The 21596-nt window shown below is 54.6% G+C and carries 18 protein-coding genes; 9 read left to right on the top strand and 9 right to left on the bottom strand.

What is annotated here, in order from left to right:
- Window positions 1–42 precede the first annotated feature (42 nt).
- The 3 genes from glpT to FCN80_RS16240 all read right to left on the bottom strand — a co-directional run bounded on the left by glpT (window position 43) and on the right by FCN80_RS16240 (window position 3683).
- Window positions 43–1398, bottom strand: coding sequence for a glycerol-3-phosphate transporter (glpT, locus tag FCN80_RS16250; protein WP_136991223.1), 1356 nt, complete (start codon window positions 1396–1398; stop codon window positions 43–45).
- Between the two features lie 520 nt (window positions 1399–1918).
- Window positions 1919–2893, bottom strand: coding sequence for a leucine-rich repeat domain-containing protein (locus FCN80_RS16245; protein WP_136991222.1), 975 nt, complete (start codon window positions 2891–2893; stop codon window positions 1919–1921).
- A gap of 478 nt (window positions 2894–3371) precedes the next feature.
- Window positions 3372–3683 (bottom strand): putative quinol monooxygenase, encoded by a 312-nt coding sequence (locus FCN80_RS16240; RefSeq protein WP_136991221.1) that lies wholly within the window; start codon window positions 3681–3683, stop codon window positions 3372–3374.
- A gap of 239 nt (window positions 3684–3922) precedes the next feature.
- On the opposite strand from FCN80_RS16240, the gene parC reads away from it, so the two are divergent.
- The 3 genes from parC (at window position 3923) to ftsP (ending at window position 8619) form a co-directional block, all read left to right on the top strand.
- Window positions 3923–6211, top strand: a complete 2289-nt coding sequence (parC, locus tag FCN80_RS16235) for a DNA topoisomerase IV subunit A (protein ID WP_136991220.1) — start codon at window positions 3923–3925, stop codon at window positions 6209–6211.
- 145 nt (window positions 6212–6356) lie between these two features.
- Complete coding sequence (locus FCN80_RS16230; protein WP_136991219.1) at window positions 6357–7094, top strand: 1-acylglycerol-3-phosphate O-acyltransferase; 738 nt, start codon at window positions 6357–6359, stop codon at window positions 7092–7094.
- Between the two features lie 106 nt (window positions 7095–7200).
- On the top strand, window positions 7201–8619 hold the full coding sequence (gene ftsP / locus FCN80_RS16225) for a cell division protein FtsP (RefSeq protein WP_136991218.1): 1419 nt from the start codon (window positions 7201–7203) through the stop codon (window positions 8617–8619).
- Window positions 8620–8670: 51 nt separating this feature from the next.
- Here ftsP and dkgA read toward each other — a convergent pair whose 3' ends face one another.
- A complete protein-coding gene (gene dkgA / locus FCN80_RS16220) occupies window positions 8671–9507 on the bottom strand; it encodes a 2,5-didehydrogluconate reductase DkgA (RefSeq protein ID WP_136991217.1) in 837 nt (278 codons plus the stop codon).
- Between the two features lie 245 nt (window positions 9508–9752).
- Between dkgA and FCN80_RS16215 the strand changes: the two genes are divergently transcribed.
- Window positions 9753–10664, top strand: coding sequence for an AraC family transcriptional regulator (locus FCN80_RS16215; RefSeq protein WP_136991216.1), 912 nt, complete (start codon window positions 9753–9755; stop codon window positions 10662–10664).
- A 68-nt stretch (window positions 10665–10732) separates the two neighbouring features.
- Here FCN80_RS16215 and FCN80_RS16210 read toward each other — a convergent pair whose 3' ends face one another.
- Both FCN80_RS16210 and metC read right to left on the bottom strand, forming a co-directional pair.
- Window positions 10733–11398 carry a DedA family protein gene (locus FCN80_RS16210; RefSeq protein ID WP_136991215.1) on the bottom strand — a complete coding sequence of 222 codons (666 nt, stop codon included), beginning with the start codon at window positions 11396–11398 and terminating at the stop codon, window positions 10733–10735.
- A gap of 108 nt (window positions 11399–11506) precedes the next feature.
- Window positions 11507–12715 (bottom strand): cystathionine beta-lyase, encoded by a 1209-nt coding sequence (metC, locus tag FCN80_RS16205; protein ID WP_136991214.1) that lies wholly within the window; start codon window positions 12713–12715, stop codon window positions 11507–11509.
- Window positions 12716–13288: 573 nt separating this feature from the next.
- On the opposite strand from metC, the gene exbB reads away from it, so the two are divergent.
- The 3 genes from exbB to alkB all read left to right on the top strand — a co-directional run bounded on the left by exbB (window position 13289) and on the right by alkB (window position 15407).
- Window positions 13289–14212 carry a tonB-system energizer ExbB gene (gene exbB, locus FCN80_RS16200; RefSeq protein WP_136991213.1) on the top strand — a complete coding sequence of 308 codons (924 nt, stop codon included), beginning with the start codon at window positions 13289–13291 and terminating at the stop codon, window positions 14210–14212.
- A gap of 6 nt (window positions 14213–14218) precedes the next feature.
- Complete coding sequence (exbD, locus tag FCN80_RS16195) at window positions 14219–14644, top strand: TonB system transport protein ExbD (protein ID WP_136991212.1); 426 nt, start codon at window positions 14219–14221, stop codon at window positions 14642–14644.
- A gap of 112 nt (window positions 14645–14756) precedes the next feature.
- Window positions 14757–15407 carry a DNA oxidative demethylase AlkB gene (gene alkB / locus FCN80_RS16190; RefSeq protein WP_136991211.1) on the top strand — a complete coding sequence of 217 codons (651 nt, stop codon included), beginning with the start codon at window positions 14757–14759 and terminating at the stop codon, window positions 15405–15407.
- A gap of 27 nt (window positions 15408–15434) precedes the next feature.
- On the opposite strand, the gene FCN80_RS16185 is transcribed toward alkB, so the two are convergent.
- Window positions 15435–16334 (bottom strand): SDR family oxidoreductase, encoded by a 900-nt coding sequence (locus FCN80_RS16185; protein WP_136991210.1) that lies wholly within the window; start codon window positions 16332–16334, stop codon window positions 15435–15437.
- A 290-nt stretch (window positions 16335–16624) separates the two neighbouring features.
- Window positions 16625–17272, bottom strand: coding sequence for a carbapenam-3-carboxylate synthase domain-containing protein (locus FCN80_RS16180; protein ID WP_136991209.1), 648 nt, complete (start codon window positions 17270–17272; stop codon window positions 16625–16627).
- Window positions 17273–17496: 224 nt separating this feature from the next.
- On the opposite strand from FCN80_RS16180, the gene FCN80_RS16175 reads away from it, so the two are divergent.
- The gene (locus FCN80_RS16175) at window positions 17497–18126 is read left to right on the top strand and encodes an acyl-homoserine-lactone synthase (protein WP_136991208.1); all 630 of its coding nucleotides are present in this window, start codon (window positions 17497–17499) and stop codon (window positions 18124–18126) included.
- A 214-nt stretch (window positions 18127–18340) separates the two neighbouring features.
- Here FCN80_RS16175 and FCN80_RS16170 read toward each other — a convergent pair whose 3' ends face one another.
- Entirely contained in the window at window positions 18341–19081 is a 741-nt protein-coding gene (locus tag FCN80_RS16170; RefSeq protein WP_170975424.1) for a helix-turn-helix transcriptional regulator, read from the bottom strand.
- 629 nt (window positions 19082–19710) lie between these two features.
- Here FCN80_RS16170 and FCN80_RS16165 point away from each other — a divergent pair.
- A complete protein-coding gene (locus tag FCN80_RS16165) occupies window positions 19711–21309 on the top strand; it encodes an EAL domain-containing protein (RefSeq protein WP_136991206.1) in 1599 nt (532 codons plus the stop codon).
- The last annotated feature ends 287 nt before the right edge of the window (window positions 21310–21596 follow it).

Raw genomic sequence — 21596 nt, 5'->3', positions numbered from 1 at the left:
CGAAAAGGGGGAACCGGCACCCATTGTCCCTGGCAAAAGGGCTTATTGCTGTTGGGAAGCCAGGCAACGATGTCGCTTTTTCTCGTCCTTCATGGTCAGCAACAGTAGAAAAACCGCCAGGATGCAACCACTTATCATGACGATAAATCCGCCGTCCCAGCCGAAGTAATCCACCGTATAGCCCACGATGGCGCTGGCCGCCACCGAGCCGCCAAGATAGCCGAACAAACCGGTGAAACCCGCAGCGGTACCGGCGGCTTTTTTGGGCGCCAGCTCCAGCGCGTGCAGGCCTATCAGCATAACCGGACCGTAAATCAGGAAGCCGATAATCACCATACAGATCATATCCAAACCGGGATTGCCGGCCGGATTAAGCCAGTAGACCACCGTGGCGATCGTTACCAGCGTCATGAAAAACACCCCTGTGGCGCCGCGGTTGCCCTTAAAGATTTTATCCGACATCCAACCGCACAACAGGGTGCCGGGTATGCCGGCGTACTCGTAGAAAAAATAGGCCCAGGAAGATTTGTCCAGCGTGAATTGCTTGACCTCTTTAAGATAGGTGGGGGACCAATCAAGAATACCGTAGCGCAGCAGGTAGACGAATACATTGGCCAGCGCGATATACCATAACAGCTTGTTGGGAAGGATATACTGGATGAGGATCTGCCGGGTGGTCAGTTCCCGTTCGGCGTGATCCGCATCATAATGGTCCGGATAATCGTTTTTGTATTCCTCAATGGGCGGCAAACCGCAGGATTGAGGCGTATCGCGCATCAGCAGCAGCGCGGCCAGCGCGATAAGCATCGCCGCCAATGCGGGCAGATACAGCGCGCTGCGCCAGTCGCTAAACCAGGCCATACCCAGCAATAGCAGCAGCGGCGGAATGCCGCCGCCGACATTATGGGCGCAATTCCAGGCGGAAACGACGGTTCCGCGTTCCTTATGCGACCACCAATGGACCATAATGCGGCCGCAGGGGGGCCAGCCCATGCCCTGAAACCAGCCGCAAATGAAAAGCAGGGAGAACATTACGGCAATGCTGGAGGTGGCCCAGGGCACCAAACCCATGAACAGCATGACTGCCGAGGCCAGCAGTAAACCGGCCGGCAGGAAAATTCGCGGATTGGAACGGTCGGAAATCGAGCCCATGACAAACTTGGCTATGCCATACGCCAGCGAGACGGCAGACAAGGCGATGCCCAGATCACCCTTGGAGAACCCTTGTTCAACAAGATAAGGCATCACCAGGGAAAAATTTTTTCTTACCAGATAATACGCGGCATAACCAAAAAAAATACCGCAAAAGATTTGCCAGCGCAGACGGCGATAAAGGGGGTCGACCCGCTGTGCCGGAACACGGGGTTTATGAGTGGCGGGCTTGAAAAAACGTAGCATCTTCTCTCCGATTTCGCGGTTAAAACATCTTTAGTCACCCGGATGCCAGCGTTACGACGGCTATCCTGTCCGCCATACCGGCGGCGCATTCCCGCAAAAACGCGTCCGGCCCGTTATTGGGCCGAGCGTCCGGGTTGAGGCGGCGAAAGTATGACTTAGGGAAAAAGTGATGTCGCCTGTTGTCATTGCAAAGGAGAGATGTTGGCCCAGGCATGTTCCAATGGTGATAGAAAATGAGGCTTTATTGATAAATACCACACAGCCCTTATGGCTTATGCCTTAAATACATCGAGTCGTATCGCGGCGGCAAGCGAGCAAGTCTCCAGGAGCATAGCTGACGATGTGACCGGGGTGAGCGAACGCAGCCAACAAAGAGGCAACGTGACGTATGACAAGTATAAACGGCGGGTTTGAGTTTAAGACCGCAGTCGCTTCCGCGCATCGGCGCCGGACGACGTCTCTCTGGACGCCAGGGCGCTAAACGGCCCAATGACCGCATGGCGTCCGGTCCCGGATAGCGTCAGCGCGACGGCCCGACGCAAATATCGGCCAGGCTTCGCCACCAGGAAGCGACCTGACGTAGGGATGATTGCCGCCGCATATGGCCGGCGGCCTGGTCCGGCCGACGCTCTGCGGCGGAGACCGCGATATGCGGCCCTTGATACTGAAGACATTGATGTTGCCGGCGGATGCGGGCCAGCGCTGGCCTGGCCAGCGGGTTGTTCCCGACGTCTATCTGGCTGTGCGGACCAAGGTGGCGCCACTGGACGGGGATATCGGTGAGACGGTTGTCGCGCAGAGAGATGATATCCATCCCGGTAGGCCAACGCGGGGGCAAACGGTCCAAACTGTTCCGATCCGCCCGTAAAACCTTAAGGCATGACGGCAATGTGACGGGCAGGCGTTTCAGTTTGTTCATTTCCGCCGTCAGCACGACCAGCATATCCGGCAGGCCATCGGGCAGGCGGCTCAGACAATTGAACCCGGCATGCAGTTCCCGCAAAGACCAGGGGAGCTTCTCGGGTAATCTGCGCAGCCGGTTGCGGCTGACGATAATTTTTTTTAACCCCGACGGAAGCCCATCCGGTAAAGATTCAAGCTGATTATGGCAAAGATTGAGATCTTTTAATTCCCGCGGCAGCCGGCTGGGCAGGGTGAGGAGCTGATTATGGCCGGCATCCAGAAATTGCAGCATGGCGGGCAGCGTTTCCGGCAGGCTATTTAGCCTGTTACCGCTAATGTCCAGGGAACGCAATAAAGGCGGCAATGCCGGCGGCAGACTGCTTAACTGCAACGACGCCAGCGAGAGATGGGCCTCATTCATATTCAGACACAGTATCAGTTTATCCACCGCTCTGCGGCGATAAGGTTCTTCTTGTACAGTGGATTGTTGCAGCCAGCGGCGCCAAGCGAACATTGCCGCCAGCGAAGCGTGTTCGGGGGGATTATCCGATTGCGCGTGAAATAAGGCGGGGGAATTACAGGCTATTTTCATAAAACACCTTCCAATGTGATAACGCTTTTCCTGATATACTGTTTCAAACATCCCTAGGGATATCTCTTGTTGCCGGCATAGGCACAGGACACGCGGCGCTGAAATTTCAACCTCCGAAATATCCGCTCCGGTTTTATTCCCGTCATACGTCAAGCCGCCCCATTGTCGGCCGCGGTCGTTTCCCCCCGGTCACAGCATCGGCTATGCTCCTGGGGAGACATAAGAGACATCCGTGATAATCTTCTCCGGGATAACTGTCGACTGTTGCGAACAAGGATAGTTTTATTCGAAAAGGCTAAGCCGGGAACCGATGAAATAGGCTAAACAGTCGGATAAAAGACTATTTATGTCAATAAATTAGTTATAAATAACTTTGATTTATGCTCGTCACATCCGTTGGCGGCCGCCGGCCGGTGAAAATTTCAATGGCCGGCGGCGGGCAAGGTATTACGGTAACCTGAATTTTGTCAAGAAAGCATCAATCATTACGCTTTTCGAGTATATGGAAAGTCACGTCCATCACGTCGTTTTTAATGCGGGCGCGATGGGCGTCCATATGCGGCGCTTGCTGATGCTGTTCGAGATGGCGAATGCTTTTCCATTGTTCCAGCATAAAAATGGAATCGGGGGCGGTTTTACGCCACGGCACCTGCGCCCTATAGTCCACCAACAACGTGTATTCGCCGCAACCATCCTCAGCCAATACATCGGGTCGGATAGACTGAATAGCGGCCAGAACCGCGTCGCGTCGTCCCGGTTTCACCTTGATTTCTGCAATTACCGTGATCATTACTTCCTCTGTCTTTGGAATAAATGGGCGCCTTTTAGTTAAGCAAAGGCGCGGCTGAGATGCCCGCGGTATTTTATAATGTCTTGCTCTGTTTGTGGTTATTTTCTGGCGCCTGGCCCGCAGGCGATGAACCCCTGTGACAGTCATGTACCGGATAGGGTAGTATCATGGCGTAAATCCATAGACCCGGAGGGCGGTACGCGCCCGTTCGGACGGCGGTAAAGAGGAAAGAACACACAATGAGTGATTTGGCCCATGACGGCGCGGAACGCTTGGCGCTGCATAAATTCACTGAAAACGCCTACCTTAACTATTCCATGTACGTGATCATGGATCGGGCCTTGCCTTATATCGGTGACGGGCTCAAGCCAGTGCAGCGCCGTATCGTTTACTCGATGTCGGAGCTGGGGCTGAACGCGAGCGCCAAATACAAAAAGTCGGCGCGCACGGTGGGCGACGTACTGGGTAAATATCATCCTCATGGCGATAGCGCCTGTTACGAGGCCATGGTGCTGATGGCCCAGCCTTTCTCCTACCGTTACCCGCTGGTGGATGGCCAGGGCAACTGGGGGGCGCCGGACGATCCGAAGTCTTTCGCCGCCATGCGTTATACCGAATCCCGCCTCTCCAAATATGCCGAACTGTTGCTCGGCGAGCTGGGGCAAGGCACAGTGGACTACGCCCCCAATTTCGACGGCACGCTGCAAGAGCCGAAAACCCTGCCGGCGCGCCTGCCCAATATCCTGTTAAACGGCACCACGGGTATCGCCGTCGGCATGGCCACCGATATTCCGCCCCATAATCTGCGCGAGGTCGGCGCCGGCGTCATCGCCTTATTGGAAAAACCATCCGCGACGCTGGAAGATATCCTGCAACACATCCATGGTCCTGATTTCCCCACCGATGCCGAAATCATTACGCCGCGCGACGAAATGCTCAAAATGTACCAAAGCGGGCGCGGGTCGGTGCGTATGCGCGCCGTTTGGAAAATCGAAGACGGCGAGGCGGTGATAACCGCCTTGCCCCATCAAGTTTCCGGCGCCAAGGTGCTGGAACAGATTGCCGCACAGATGCGGGCGAAAAAGCTGCCGCTGGTTGAGGATTTGCGCGATGAGTCGGATCATGAAAATCCGACCCGGCTGGTGGTGGTGCCCCGTTCCAATCGGGTGGATCTGGAACAGGTGATGAACCACCTGTTCGCCACCACGGATCTGGAACGCAGCTATCGCATCAATATGAACATGATAGGTCTTGACGGCCGTCCGGCGGTAAAAAACTTGCTGGAAATCCTCAGCGAATGGCTGTCCTATCGCCGGGTAACGGTGCGGCGCCGTTTAAACTTCCGCCTGGAAAAAGTCCTGCGACGTTTGCATGTGCTTGAGGGTTTGCTGGTCGCCTACCTGAATCTGGACGAGGTCATCCATATCATCCGCACCGAGGATGAGCCCAGACCGGTTCTCATGCGGCGATTCGCGCTAAGCGAAACCCAGGCCGACGCCATTCTAGATTTGAAATTGCGCCATTTGGCCAAGCTGGAGGAAATGAAAATCCGCGGCGAACAGGCGGACCTGGAAAAGGAACGGGAACGTATCCAGGGCATCCTGGCGTCGGAGCGTAAACTCAACAACTTGCTGAAAAAGGAAGTGGAGGCGGATATCGCCGCCTACGGCGACCCGCGCCGGTCGCCCCTGGTGGAACGCGACGAAGCCAAGGCCCTCGGTGAAAACGAGCTGGTGCCTTCCGAGCCGGTGACGGTGGTGCTTTCCACTATGGGCTGGGTGCGCAGCGCCAAAGGCCATGATATCGACCCCAATGCCCTCAGCTATAAATCCGGCGATAAATTCCTTTCAGCCGCGCGCGGCAAAAGTAATCAGCCGGTGGTGTTCATCGACTCCACCGGCCGCAGCTATGCGCTGGAGCCTTCCACCCTGCCTTCGGCCAGAGGGCAGGGCGAGCCGTTGACCGGCAAACTTACCCTGCCCCCCGGCGCGACGGTGGAGCACATGCTGACCGGTGAAAGCGCCCAGCCGCTTTTGCTGGCTTCCGATGCCGGTTACGGCTTTATCTGCACCTTCGAGGATTTGGTGGCGCGCAACCGGGCCGGCAAGGCGATGCTGACACTACCGGAAAACGCCAGAGTCATGCCGCCGCTCTGGGTCGACACGGAAATTGACGCTTTATTGCTGGCAATTACCGAAGCGGGTCGGTTATTGTTGTTCCCGCTTGTCGATCTGCCGCAACTGTCCAAAGGTAAGGGCAATAAAATCATTTCCATCCCGGCGGCGGATGCGGCGGCGGGCAAGGACCGGCTGGCATGGCTATTGTCATTGTCGACCCGGGCGTCGGTGACGTTATATGTCGGTAAACGCAAACTTACCCTGCGCCCCGAAGATTTGCAGAAATACCGAGCCGAACGGGGACGCAAAGGCACATTGTTGCCCCGGGGTCTGCAACGGATCGATCGCATCGAAGCGGACGACCCGCTGGTCGTCGCCAAGGGGGATGAAGGACAGCCGCCGTCCGTATGACGGCCCGCTCCCGCCGGCGGTCGGGCGGCGGAACGCGGTCGCCCGACGCGCTTTGCGGTTTCGCTGTCACTACGCTCAGGGAAATACCCCTGTAATTTGCCTTGTTGCCGGTATAATGGCGATGGCTGGTGGTTAAGAGGTTTCTATGTTAGCGATTATTCGCATCATACTGGTGGTGATCCTGTCCGCCTGTATCTGTCTTATCGGTCTGGTCTTCTGTTTGTTCAGCCCGCGCAACCCGCGACATGTCGCCACTTTTGGCCGCTGGTTCGGGCGCTTGGCGCCGTTGCTGGGGCTAAAGGTCGAGATCCGGTACCCGTCTTCCGTCGTTACCCGGCAAAACTGCATCTACATTGCCAATCATCAAAACAATTACGATATGGTGACCGCCGCCCGCGTCGTGCAGCCGCGTACCGTGACGGTCGGCAAGAAAAGCCTACTGTGGATCCCGCTGTTCGGCCAGTTGTACTGGCTGACGGGGAATATCCTTATCGACCGGGAAAATCGCACCAAGGCCCATGGCACGATCAACGCGGTGGTGAATCAGATCAAAAAGAAAAATATCTCCATCTGGATGTTTCCCGAAGGCACGCGTAGCCGGGGCCGCGGTCTGCTGCCTTTCAAATCCGGGGCGTTTCATGCCGCCATTGCCGCCGGCGTGCCCATCGTGCCCATCTGTGTGTCGTCCACCGCCAATCGGATCAAGCTTAATCGCTGGTCCAACGGCCTGGTCATCGTCGAGATGCTGCCGCCGGTGGATACCAGTGCCTATAGTCGCGACAAGGTGCGGGTATTGACCGAAGACTGCCACAGAATCATGGCGGCCAAGCTGGCGGAGTTGGATGCGGAAGTGGTTGAGCGCGAAGGGCGTGCCGGCAAATAATGTCATCTTATGGATGCGCGGCCCCTCGCCGCGACATCGCAATCAGCAGCGCGGCCGAAAGTCCGCGGGTACTTAAGCCAGGTTTTAGGGGTTGCATAGAGCAGATATGTCACTCAGTCGACGACAGTTTATTCAGGCCTCGGGCATTGCGCTGTGCGCCGGCGCCGCACCGCTGAGGGCTCAGGCTTCCGGGCAACGGATCGCTCTGCCGGTGCCGCCGTTGCTGGAGTCCCGCCGTGGGCAGCCGCTTTTTCTTACGCTACAGCAGACGCACTGGGAGTTCATTCCCGGCCGGCGGGCCGCCGCCTGGGGGATTAACGGCCTCTATTTCGGCCCAACGGTGCGCGTCTTTAACGGCGACGATGTCAAGCTCATCTATAGCAATCGCCTGAACGAACCGGTTTCCATGACCGTCGGCGGGCTACAGGTGCCGGGAACGCTGGCGGGGGGCGCCGCGCGCATGATGTCGGCCAATGTGGACTGGTCGCCGGTGTTGCCTGTCCGCCAGCCGGCGTCCACATGCTGGTATCATGCCAATACCCCCAATCGCATGGCGCCGCATGTGTATAATGGTCTGGCCGGCCTGTGGCTGGTGGAAGACGATCTCGGCAAATCCCTGCCGTTGCCCAATCACTACGGCGTTGATGATTTTCCCATAATCATCCAGGACAAACGTCTCGACAACTTTGGCGTGCCTGTTTACGACCCCCCGTCCAGCGGCGGCTTTCTTGGCGATACGCTGCTGACTAATGGCGTGCAAAGCCCTTATGTGGAAGTCTCTCGCGGCTGGATACGGTTGCGTCTGCTGAACGCCTCCAATGCCCGCCGTTATCGGCTGCAAGTCAGCGATGGGCGCAATCTGTATGTGGTGGGCGGTGATCAGGGATATTTGCCGGCGCCGGTGTCGGTGGCGAGCTTATCGCTGGCGCCGGGCGAGCGGCGCGACGTGCTGATCGACATGTCCAAAGGCGATGACGCGGTCATCAATGTCGGCACGGCGGCGGGGTTAATGGATCGGGTGCGCGGTTTTTTCGAACCGTCCACCATCTTGATTTCCACCGTCTTGTTGACGCTAAAACCCACTGGCCTGTTGTCGCTGATGACCGATAACCTGCCGATGCGCCTGCTGCCCGATCTGATTATCGACGGCAACATCAGCCGCACCAGGGAATTTCACTTGGGCGGCAGCCAACCCGGTATCAATGGCGCGTTGTGGGATATGAAGCGCACCGATTTCACCACCCGGCAAGGCAGCTTTGAACGCTGGATACTCTACGCCGATACACCGCAGCCGATACACATCCAGGGCGTGGCCTTTTTGATCAAGCGGGTTGACGGCAACCCTCCATTACCGGAGGATCGAGGGTGGAAAGATACGGTATGGGTGAAAAATGAAACGGAGCTCATTGTCTGGTATCCGCAACCGGCGTCCGAGCATTTCCCCTTCATGTACTACAGCCAAATTCTCGAAATGGCCGACAGGGGCACCGCCGGCCAGTTTACCGTGCAGCCCGCCGGCGGGTGACGACGGTCCGCCGCGGGCGGACCGCCATGGATCTCCATGCCGGCAGGACCGTCAGGCGCCGAGTTTGACGAAGGTGTCCGGGTTCGGCCCGAGGCGTTTACCGCTATCCAGACGGGCGATAGCGTCCAATTCGCTTTTTTCCAGTCTGAAATCGAAAACGTCGACATTTTCCTTGATGCGGGAAGGGGTGACGGACTTGGGGATCACCACGCGATCGCTGTCCAGGTGCCAGCGGATCACGATTTGCGCCGGCGTCTTACCATATTTTTTCGCCAATTCGGCGATGATCGGCTGGTCGAAAACGCCTTTGCCGCCTTGCGCCAGGGGGCTCCAGGCCTCGGTGACGATGTTATGGTCGGCGTTCCATAAACTCAATTCCCGCTGTTGCAGTAACGGATGCAATTCAATTTGATTAATCACCGGCGCTACGCCGGTTTCATCCAGCAGCCGTTGCAAATGCGGAACATGGAAATTGCATACCCCGACGCTTCTGGCGAGGCCTTCCTCCTTTAGCTTTACCATGTCCCGCCAGGCTTGCACATAAATATCCTGCGACGGTACCGGCCAATGCATCAGATAAAGATCAACATAATCGAGCTGCAATTTCTTGAGACTCTCTTCCATCGCCTTGGGCGCGATATGTTGATCGGCGTTCCAAAGTTTGGTGGTAATGAACACCTCTTCCCGTGGAAGGCCAGCGGCTTTCAGTCCCCGGCCGACCCCCTCCTCGTTGCCATAAATCGCCGCGGTATCGATGGAGCGATAGCCCAGTCTCAACGCTTCCTGAACTGAGGACGCCGCTTGTTCATTGGTCGCCTGCCAGACGCCCAGGCCGAACTGCGGCATGGTGCGGCCGTCATGAAATGTTACTGAGGGTTGCGTTGCCATCATGTCTCCTATTCATTCTTCCGACGCCGGCGCGAAACAGGCCGGCTGTAAGGTAACTTCGTTATTTGATTCTAGTTGACGCTGGGGAATACGTGACTGACGCCGGGTTCTATTGTGGTAAACCCGCGTGGGTGATTCAATGCATAATCCTCCATGCCATTTGCCTATTTCTCCACAGGGTTGGAGAAAAAAAATCAGATTGGGCAAAATCCATGTAGAAACATTCACAAGGGAGAAATGGGACGATGACAGAGAACTATTCCATCTGCACCCGGTTGTCGATACGCGCCATGCATTTGCTGCAACAGGAAAACCGGATCGCCATCCCTCATGTCAGACTGCTGTTTGCCGACAAGTATTGCGCCCGTACCCCGGTCATGTATCAGCCCGGTATCATTATCCTGTTCCAGGGACGAAAAACCGGTTATCTGGGCAACAAGACCTTCGATTACGACGCCAGCAACTATCTGCTGCTCAGCGTCCCCCTGCCTTTCGAATGCGAAACCTTCGCTTCGGCCGAGGAACCGCTGGTCGGTCTGGCCATCGGCGTAGATACGTTGATGCTACAGGATCTGATCATCGATATGGGGGACGAAATGCAATTCCGGCCGGTCAGTTCGCGCTCCAGCGGCATCAACGGGGCGCCGCTGAACGAACAGTTGCTGTGCGCCGCCGAACGGCTGCTGGATATCATGGACAAGCCCATGGACGCCAAAGTGCTTGGTCCGTCCATCGTTCGGGAGATTCTCTATTATCTCTTACAGGATAGCTGCAAAGACGCGTTATTCGCCCTGGCGAACCGGCAATCCCATTTCAACCAGATCGCCAAAATATTGAAGAAGATCGAACGGCAGTTCGCCGACAACCTGACCATTGAACAACTGGCCGCGGAAGTCAACATGAGCCTATCCGCTTTCCACCATAATTTTAAGGCGGTGACCAGCACATCGCCGTTGCAGTACCTCAAAACCTATCGGTTGCACAAAGCGCGGGTACTCATGCTGCATGACGGCCTCAATGCCGGCACCGCCGCATTACGGGTCGGTTATGAAAGCCCGTCGCAGTTCAGCCGGGAATTCAAACGTTACTTCGGCGTGACGCCCAGAGAAGACGTCGCGCGCATCAGATCGCCCGGCGCGGCCGTCACCTTGGCCTAAAACGGCGATCTGGCGGGGCGCGGGGTCAGCCGCGCGGGGGGGAACCGCGTAATCGGGGCGGACATCGGTCAGGCGGTGTCTTTCACCTTGCGTTTGCGCCACAGCAACACGACAGAACCTATCAGGCCGGCGCACAACAGAATCAACGGCAGGATCATCAGGATTGCCATCACCTGGTCTTCATGATGTTTAACCAGCGGAACCTGGCTGATGGAATAGCCGAGGGTCATCAGCACCGTGACCCAAATCAGCGCGCTGAGCCAGTTAAACAACTGGAAGCGGGTGTTGCCCAGTCCGGAGATGCCGGCGATGGTCGGCAGCATCGTGCGCACGAAAGCCAGGAAACGTCCCGCCAGCAATGCCATCAAGCCGTGCCGGTTAAACATGGCGTAGGCGCGTTGATGATAGTGGGCGGGCAAATGCAGCAGCCAGCTTCTGACCACTCGGGTATCGCCCAGCCAGCGCCCTTGTAGATAACTGAACCAGCAACCCAGGCTTGCGGCGACGGCGAGAACCAGCAGGGTAGGGAAGAAGGCCATGACGCCTTTGGCCACCAGGGCGCCGGAAAGCAACAGTAAACTGTCCCCTGGCAGAAACGACGCCGGCAACAGGCCATTCTCCAGAAACAACATCACGAACATGACGCAATACACAACACTGATCACCCGCGGATTCGCCAGGGCGGCGAAATCTTGCTGCCAGAGGGCGCAGACGATCTCATGCAATACACTCATCAGGACCTGCTTATTTCGTTTTGAATCAGCTTATCGGCAAAACGGCATATTGTCCCCGATCATCCCCCGAATCGGACAATGTTTATTAACTAATTTAGATCTCCTTCACTAAATGCCGGATACGGGGGTGTCCCGGAGACGTGCGAATCCGGCATCCAGATCCGCTATCAGATCGCTGACATTTTCCAGTCCGATATGCACCCGGACCAGCGTACCGGAAAAATCGACACCGCCGGCCGGGCGAATCGCGGCGATTTCCTCCGGCTGATTGGCCAGGATCAGCGATTCGAAGCCGCCCCACGAGTAAGCCATGCTGAAGTGTTGAAAATGATCGAGATAATGCGCCAGTTGCGCCTGGCTTAAGCGTTCGCGCAACACGAAGGAAAATAGCCCGCTGGCGCCGGCGAAATCGCGCTGAAAAAAGGCGTGCCCCTTGCTGCCGGGCAAAGCGGGATGATTAACGGACGCCACTTCCGGACGCTTGGCCAGCCATTCGGCCACCCGCAAGCCGTTTTCCTCATGCCGCCTTAACCGGACCCCCAGCGTGCGCAGACCCCTGGCCGCCATATAAGCCGTATCGGCATCCACCATCTGGCCCATCAAATAGCTTTGTTCCCGCAACTGATCCCAGCAACGGGCATTGGACACGGCGGTACCCAGCATGGCGTCCGAATGGCCGATGATATATTTGGTCCCGGCCTGTATTGAGATATCCACGCCCAACGACAGCGCCGGCAGCAAAATACCGGCCGCCCAGGTATTATCCAGCATCACGACAATGTCGGGGTTCACGGCGCGCACCGCTTGCACTATGGCGGGAATATCCTGAACTTCCATGGTGATTGACCCAGGGGATTCAAGGAAAACCACTCGGGTATTTTCTTGTATCAGCGACGCGATGCCGGCGCCGATCATCGGATCGAACCACGTGGTGGCGACATTCAGTTTGGCCAGGATATGCCGGCAAAAATCGGTGGTGGGCTCGTAAACCGAACCGGTGACCAGAATATGATCTCCCGCCGAAACAAAGGACAAGAGGGTATTGGCGATGGCGGCGGCACCGCAGGGATAAAGCGCGCAACCCGCCCCGCCCTCCAGTTCCACCATGGCCTGCTGTAGGGAGAAGTGCGTCAGCGTGCCGCGCCGGCCGTAAAATAATTCGCCGTCCGCGCGATGCGCGGTGGCGTATTTTTTGGCTTGCACGGAATCAAACACCAGCGAGGAGGCCCGCTGAATGACCGCATTAACCGAGCCTTGGGTGAATTTTTTATTCCTACCGGCGCGAATCAGCGCCGTTTCGATGTTTTTCTCGGCCATTGTCTGCGTTAAACCTTTAGCCCATGGTTTTAGATAGGTTCTGCCGCGGCACGCGGCCAGGCCGCGTGCCTGGCCTGACGGACTCGCCAAACGCATGGCGGTGGATCACGCCCTGCGCTGCGATAGCGTTATGCCGGCCAGCCGCCGTCGCCACAAATCATTGCGGGACACAGCCTAACATGAATGCATAATGGCGGCAGGCGTTTTGACGGAGACAAATGGCGCGTCGTCGCGTGTTCGCTAACGCAAAACTCCCCTTTTGCCAGAGGATTCAGGGAAAAAACGCCTTACGACCGGGTTTTTGTTGGTATTGACCCTTCGTTACAGAGAAAACCATCATAATTGACAGAGATTGATATAAGGCAAATCACAGCGGAAATAGAGATAAATAATAATGAGAACTACTATCAATTCACGTCCTGTTTGTTATCATTCCCACTAATTTTTCTCAGCATACGTCGGTGGAGGCTTTGCTTGCAGATGGTGTTCAAAACAAATTACCGGGTCCTTTTCCCTGCGGCGAGGAAGGGTTTGCCCTTCCTCATCCTGCGGAGTTTGGCCGCGGCGGCGCTGATGGCGATGAGCTTAGGCGCATACGCCGCGCCGTCCTCCCAGGCCGCGATGACGGGACCCGCTACGGCGTCGCAATCTTCCGTCGCGGCCGACGACGGCCCGGCGTTGCAAAATACGGCGGCGGATCAACCCGCCGACGAAACGCCGCGGCCCGTCGCGACATCCGATGCGCGGGCAGCCGCCGCCATGGCGGCGCAGCAGCAGTTCGTCCAGATGGATTTGTCGGTTTTGGGCATGTACCGTCACGCCGATGTGGTGGTAAAGACCGTCATGATCGGCCTACTGCTCGCGTCCATCATCACCTGGGGCTTGTTCTTCGGTAAAAGCGTGGAGCTGTCCTCGGCTAAGCGCCGTTTGCGCCGCGAACAAGCGGCGCTGGTCAAGGCACGAAGTCTGGATGACGCCATGGCGGCGGCCGAGGGGTTCTCCGCCAACAGCATCAATGGCGCCATTTTGACCGAGATGCAGGATGAACTGATGCTTTCGGCCGAGGCCGCGGATAGCGCCGGCATCAAAGAACGCGCCGCCTTCCGCCTGGAACGACGGGTGGCGGCGGCTGGCCGGGCCATGGGCAAGGGCAATGGTTTTTTGGCCACCATCGGCGCCATATCGCCGTTCATTGGGCTGTTCGGCACTGTCTGGGGCATTATGAACAGCTTTATCGGTATTGCGCATACCCAAACCACCAATCTGGCGGTGGTCGCGCCGGGTATCGCCGAAGCCCTGCTGGCCACCGCCATCGGTCTGTTCGCCGCCATTCCCGCCGTCGTCATCTATAATGTTTTCGTTCGGGGCATTGCCGGCTATAAAGCCATGGTGGGGGACAGCGCCGCCCACATCCTGTTGCTGCTGGGCCGTGATCTGGACTTGGCCGCCGTCGGCGGTCGCGAAAGATCGTCGGTTGCCCGTTTTCGCGTAAGGTAATCCATTATGGCATTGCATCTCAACGACGATATGGACGGAGACGGCGAAATGCACGATATCAACGTGACGCCTTTCATTGACGTCATGCTGGTATTGCTGATTATCTTTATGGTGGCCGCGCCGCTGGCCACCGTGGATATCAAAGTGGATTTGCCCAACTCTTCCGCTGCGCCGCAACCGCGCCCGCAAAAACCGTTGTACCTATCCGTCAGGGCGGATAAGCGATTTTTCATCGGCAATCAGCCGGTTGAGCCCGATAACCTGGCCGCCGCGCTGGATAGTCAAACGCAAGGAGACAAGGACACCACGATATTTTTCCGCGCGGATAAACAGGTGGATTACGCGACGGTCATGTCGGTGATGGACAGTCTGCGCAACGCGGGTTATTTCAAGGTCGGTCTGGTGGGGACGGAAACCTCTCAGCAGCATTAGCGCCTCTTTTCGTCAAGGCTCACAATGATTGTCGTCAACTTTTCTCGCGGCAGGCGTGAGCCGCGGGGGGGCGTCTGGCATTCGCTGGCGGCGCCTGCCGCAGGAGGATTCAATGAACTCTGATCTGTTCGATTTCCCGGGGCGGTCCCTACGCCGGCATGAATCCATCGGACCCGCCTCCGTGATACTGCGCGGCTATGTTTTGCCGGACGGCGCGGCAATATTGCGCCAAATAGCGTCGATTGCCGTCCAAGCGCCGTTCCGTCGGATGACGACGCCCGGCGGCTTCACGATGTCGGTCGCGATGACCAGTTGCGGCGCCTGCGGCTGGATAACCGATCGGTTGGGGTATCGCTACAGCCGTACCGACCCGGTGAGCGGCCGGCATTGGCCGGCAATGCCCGATCTGTTCAATCAGGTCGGGGTCAACGCGGCGCGGGACGCCGGTTTCGCCGGTTTTTCCCCGGATTCGTGTCTGATAAACCGTTATCAGCCCGGCGCGAAAATGTCCTTGCACCAGGACAGGGATGAGCGGGATTTAAGCCAACCCATCGTTTCCGTGTCGCTGGGTCTGGATGCGGTATTTCTTTTTGGCGGCATGACGCGCGGCGATAAATCACAACGCATCATTCTGCGCCACGGCGATGTGGTGGTCTGGGGCGGCGAGGATCGGCTGAGATTTCACGGCGTTTTACCGCTCAAGGCTGGAACGCATCCCGCTGCCGGCGGTTATCGCTACAACCTGACTTTCCGGCGCAGCTAACGCTTTCCCCGGCGCAGGCGCGGAGCGTCAGCCCAAATGGTTTCCGCCGGTCACGCCATGCACCTCGGCAGTGACATAGCTGGACTCCTGGGACGCCAGGTAGACATAGACCGGCGCCAATTCAGCCGGCTGGCCGGCCCTCCCCATGGGCGTTTGCGTGCCGAAACCGGGCAGTTTTTCGGTCGGTTGTCCGCCGGTCACCTGCAATACCGTCCAAATAGGCCCCGGCGCCACGCAGTTAACCCGGATGCCTTTGTCCACCACCTGTTTCGCCAGCGCGCGGGTATAGGTGAGTATGGCGGCCTTGGTGGAGGCGTAATCCAGCAACGATGGACTGGGCTGGTAGGCCTGAATGGATGAAGTGGTGATAATGGCGGCGCCGGGGGGCATATGGGGAATGGCGGCCTTGGTAATCCAGAATAAAGAAAAAACATTGGTTTCAAAGGTTTTACGAAACTGCTCGGTGGTCAGTTCGGCGATATGTTCCACCGAGGTCTGTTTGCCGGCCACCAGCGCCAGAATATCCAACCCCCCTAATTGGGCCACCGCGTCCTCGACCAGCTTATAATTCACTGATTCTTCGCTCAGATCGCCGGGCAGTAGCACCGCTTTGCCTCCCGCCTCCTTCACCAGCTCGGCGACCTGATCGGCATCTTTCTGTTCGTCGGGATGGTATGACAAGGCAAGGTCGGCCCCTTCGCGGGCATAAGCGATGGCCACGGCGCGGCCGATGCCCGAATCCGCGCCGGTAACCAGTGCCTTACGACCGGCCAGGCGGCCAGTGCCGCGATAGGTATTTTCCCCGCAATCCGGTACCGGCGTCATTTCCGATTGCAAACCCGGAGAAGGCTGGCTCTGTTTGGGAAACTCATCCCGGGTATATTGGGTTAAAGGATTTTGCATTCTATATTGATCGATATCAGCCATTATATGATCTCCTTGCAATAATTAATGAAGTCTTATTTCCTTCTTAATACAGCATTGTTTTATACACGCCATGCTTCACGTTGCCGGTTTGGTGGCCACATTGGTTACCGGCGAATGGGTCGCCCGCCTGACGTCGCGATGCAACGTGAATTATTTAGAGTATAAGACTAGTTGATTTTGACATTTTGTCTAACCACCAAGATCGAATCATCATTCATTATTAATGAATATGCTCATCGTGCCTGGCGTCGTATCGTGGCCGGCGGTGTTCGCCTTCCCCATTATCAGCATCAGGGGGGAGAGCGGAAACTTCTGATAAAACAGAGCCGTTCCTCTCGCCAGCAAACAAGCGATACCTGCCGTCCGGCGCAATAGGCGCAAGCCGGCTGATGGCAGTAAAGCTTGCGAGCGGGGCAAGGCGGCCCACCGTCGCCGAGGGAAATGACCGCCGCTTGGCGCGCTGCGGCGTCATGGGCGGAATATCCGACCGGGCCGCGCGGCGATGCCGCCCAACGCGGGACCCGTGGCCGGATTGCCGCGCGGGAATCCGCCAGCCCTGCTTTAATGCCTTGGCCATTGTCCTCGGTCACCAGGGTGAGATTACCTTCACCGTCTTCGTAAACGACGCAGAAATTTCCCATGAGTAACTCGATAATGCTTAGGCCATAACGTTTGATGGCTCGCCAAACTATCTCTGTATCAATGACTTCATTGTTAGATGGATAGTGACTGAATAATAAATAATTTAATAAATGTAGATTATCAATATGACCAATAATATGCCATGTTTCATCATATTGGCTGAAAACAGAATAAGGTGTATCATTAATAATAAGTAAATGCCCTTGCTTGAGCGGATAGACTTTATCATTTGAACGAGGGCTGTATATTAATGAATTGTTTCCTTCGTTCAAAAAAATACAAAAATGGTTGCTCATTCATTCCCTCATAACTATCATATGCAATCATAACGATTGGTGTATCGAGAACCTGGCGAAATACAATACACCCGAATTAAATATACATAAACCTGGTATTTAGTTCAGTTTCCTCCCTAACCTTAAGTACAGGTTGTGGGCGTTTTTTTTTACTGATACCATGAAATTAAGATGTATTTAGTTTGAGTTAAAGCACTTCATTAATAATGATAAGAGGGTGGGGTATGTTTAATTTGATTAGTGTGGATTACCAGGATATCATTAACGATAGGCTTGATGAATTATATTTGCTCAGAAAAAAGACTTTCAAAGATCGTCTGGATTGGCAGGTAACCTGTGTCGGCGATAGGGAATTCGACCAGTATGACAACGAACACACGCACTACTTGCTGGGATGCTACGACGGCTATATCGTCAGCAGTGTCCGTTTTATCAGTATGGATAACCCCAACATGATTACCGGACCGTTCAAGGTGTTTTTCGACTACCAGGCGCCGGAAGATGTCGAGCTACTTGAATCCAGTCGTTTTTTTGTCGACAAGGAACGCGTTAAGTCCTTAACGGATACCAAACTGCCATTTTGTCATCTCCTGTTCCTGGGGATGATCAACTATACCCGGATGATCGGTAAGAAGGGGATATTGACGGTATGCAGCAAATCCATGTACACGCTTTTGAAGCGGAGCGGCTGGCATACCACTATTGAGAGCTTGGGGCAGTCAGAAAAAAAAGAGCCGGTTTATTTGCTGAGATTGGGGATTGATGACGATAGTCAGGATAATCTCATTAAATATATTAAAAAATATCATTATTGCGAAGAACAATATTTGAAAAAGTGGCCGATTTATCTTTGACCCATTGCGAGTGAAAATTGACTATCCTGAATAAATTTTCCCTTTAAGCATAACCACCCCAAAGCGGATTAGCCCATGTTCCTGGTTGGGCGACTGCCATAGACAATGACATGGATATGTTGCATGCGCGATATTATAAAAGGTTTTGAGAAATGAGACTATTCATGTCATTATTATCATTCTTAGTAATTTCTTGTTTTGATATTAATGTATGTTAATCATGATAATTTAGTAAATGTAAATCAGAGGCTTTTTTGATGGCATGTTTTGCATTGGCGACTTCAAGCTTGGCAATAAGATTACCGATATGGAACTTAACCGTGCTTTCCGTTATTCCCATGATAATGGCAATCTCGCTGTAGGTTTTTCCGATACTGGCCCATTGCAGGGTTTCTATTTCACGGGAGGTTAGTTTTCGTTTATATTTGAGGCGTAATTCATTGTAATTGTTGCGACGCTCTTCCATAAAGTTTTCATGAATATAAAGAAGCAGCTCATGGAAATGGTTTTTATTGTCGTCAATAAAATGACAAAAACGCTCGAAATCGCCCTCGCTATACAGACTTAGCGTTGCCAAATTATTTTCCGGATCATGCAGCGGAAACGCGAAGCCCGCATTGATGTTATATTTTTGCGCTTCAATAAAAATGTTTTTTGCTGTTGTATGTTGGCCTCGTCCGGTATTATCACCCCAACTGAAGGGAAGTATCCTTTGCAGTGCCAGGGTAATGACCGGATCATATTTATAAAGCGTTGTGTGTAAATATCTTTCAATCCATTTTTCCGGGTAATTGGAAAAAATGACAGGCGCCTCTAAAAACTGTTTATCAATGACGGAATAAGCAAATCGGATATGTTCCGGAGAATGGAGTTCGTGATGTATGATATCATTGATTTCGTCTGTAAATGAGCTGTGCATGTTATTTCTGACTGTTTTGACCGTAATAGGCATCATTTTACTCATTATGCAAGATATGTTAAGGCTAGAGCAAACCGGCATTGAATGATCGGGCAGAAATAGAAAATGGGCATTTGCTTTAGTTGATAGTAAAACAAATAACAGGTTCGGTCAATAATAAATTATTACGTATTAATTAAATGATTAGCTATTTAATTGGTTTTCATTCTATACTCTCTATACTTCGCGTTGCCTCGCGGCGGCAAACAAACGCTCTTGCGCCGCTAACCAGTGTGAGTCGCCAATAACGGGCATTCGGTGAAGGGCAATCTGTCTTCCCCCTTTTCAGGGCTGGAAAATACGCTCTGACCAGGGGCAAACACCGCTGAAGGTGTGAGGGAGACAACCGCCATCTCCTGATTGCTGCATGCCCCTGAGCCAACAGAACTGCCGATGTCCGCGTGCGCCAAGGGATTGCGCTGGCGCGAAGAAAAACCGCCCGCCGGCGACCCGAGGTCTGGCGGGTATAGTGCGTTTTTTATCCCTGGGATGTGCGCCTGTTGCCAGGTACGAGTTGAAAAAAGGCGATGAGCTGTATATTCTTCATGCAATGTAATGCCTTAGCCTATGTCGGCATGCGGGATGTCTCTTTGCCGCGATGATGGATCGATAAGAAGGGGACATGAATGCGTTCGCCACTGGATGTACCCGTTCTAGCGAAGCTGAGCGATAAGCATCTGATGTTGCTATGGGTTATTCTCCCTTTGTGTTTTTTTATTTTCTCGCTTTGCATTGTGGGTTATTACGCCCAACTGAATTTAAAGAAACAAGCGGACCGCGACATCAATAGTACCATCAAATTTATCGACAACGTGCTGAACGACGCCGGCGAAACGGCGGAACTGGCATTGCCGCTCATCGGCAAGCCTTGCGCCGCCGTGGTCGATCAATTACGGATCCTTAGCGTGAAACATTCACTGGTCCGGGCCGTTACGCTGTTCCATAATAACCAGGTTTATTGCGGCCCGGTGCCGTTGCCTCTTTCTTGGCGGGCGCTCGCACCCGTGTCGCGCGATTCGGATAATTCGCCGATTATTGCTTTGCGCCGCGGCACCAGCCTCTTCCCCGGGGTAGCGGTGATCCTGTTCAACAAATACCGCGGCGATGACGGCGCCAGCGCCATTGTCGATACCGAATATCTGCATTATATGATGAATGTCGCCGGCAGCGATAACCGGATCATGATGATCATTCATGACCGCTATCTGACGTCGCAAGGAACCCTGGTTGGCACGGCACACTTGACAAACGATTTCATCACGGTGTCCGGCACGTCGCGCAACTATCCCTATCGGCTACAGATCAATATCGACCGAGGGCGTTTTTTCGACTATATCCTTGACACCTACGGCACCATCATCTTGTTTTCGGTCATTGTCTCCCTTGCCATCTCGCTGCTAATCCGTAATTGGTCAAAAGCACTGACCTCAATCCGTTCGTCCATGGCGCAAGGGTTGAAACGCAACGAATTCGAGGCGTTCTTCCAACCCGTGATGGATGCATCCGAAAATTATTGTATCGGCATTGAGGTATTGGCACGGTGGCGTCATCCCACCGATGGCGTGGTCTCCCCGGAGATTTTCATTCCGTTGGCGGAGGAATCCGGCCTGGTCATCCCCCTTACCCGACATTTGATGCGCCAGGTGGCGACGACAATTGCTCGTTCGCCGATTCGGTGGCGGGCACACCTGCATATTGCCGTCAATATTTCCGCCATCCACCTTACCAACTGGCAAATCGTGGAAGATTGCCGGGAATTCCTCAGCAGCGTGAAGGATAAGCATATCGCGTTGCTGCTAGAGCTGACTGAACGGCAGTTTATTGATGTTACCGAAGACGCTTTACTGATCCTGTCGGCTTTGCAGCAGATGGGTGTCAGTATCGCTATCGATGATTTTGGCACTGGATATTCCGGGCTGTCTTATTTGAGCAAAATGAACATTGATTACTTGAAGCTGGACAAATCGTTTGTTTCCATGATTGAGCATGAAAGCAGCACTAAAATCATTGTGGATGTGGTGATCGACCTGGCCAAGAAACTGAATATGGAAATCATCGCCGAGGGTGTGGAAAATAGAGTGCAACGAAATTACTTGTTGGAGAAAAAAGTTATTTACCAACAGGGCTTCCTCTATGCCAAGCCATTACCCATAGCACAATTTCAACAATATTTCTCGCAATATCTCGATCGAGCCCCCCCAAACTATCGAAAGCATAAGCCCTAGCGTCTTTTCAGGGCGGGCCGCGTGGGTAATGCGGCACATACTGCCCCGCCTCAGGACTTCAGTCCGCTGTCCACCGTTGTTTCGCGGGGATGCGCCGCGTGGCCGCCGCTGTGACAACGTTATTGGCGCATTAATCGGTCGAGCGCCATCCGTAGCGCAAGGCAAACGAATATAATGTTAATTAATTGACATATGCAATTTTAATACTATTATAATTCATAAATTATCTATACTCTAAATACTTCGCGTTGCCTCGCGGCGGCAAGTGAGTGACAAATTCGCCGGGA

The organism is Martelella alba (genome assembly GCF_005217455.1).
GTDB lineage: Bacteria > Pseudomonadota > Gammaproteobacteria > Enterobacterales > Enterobacteriaceae > Acerihabitans.
This window is presented reverse-complemented; position numbering and strand designations above follow the sequence as displayed.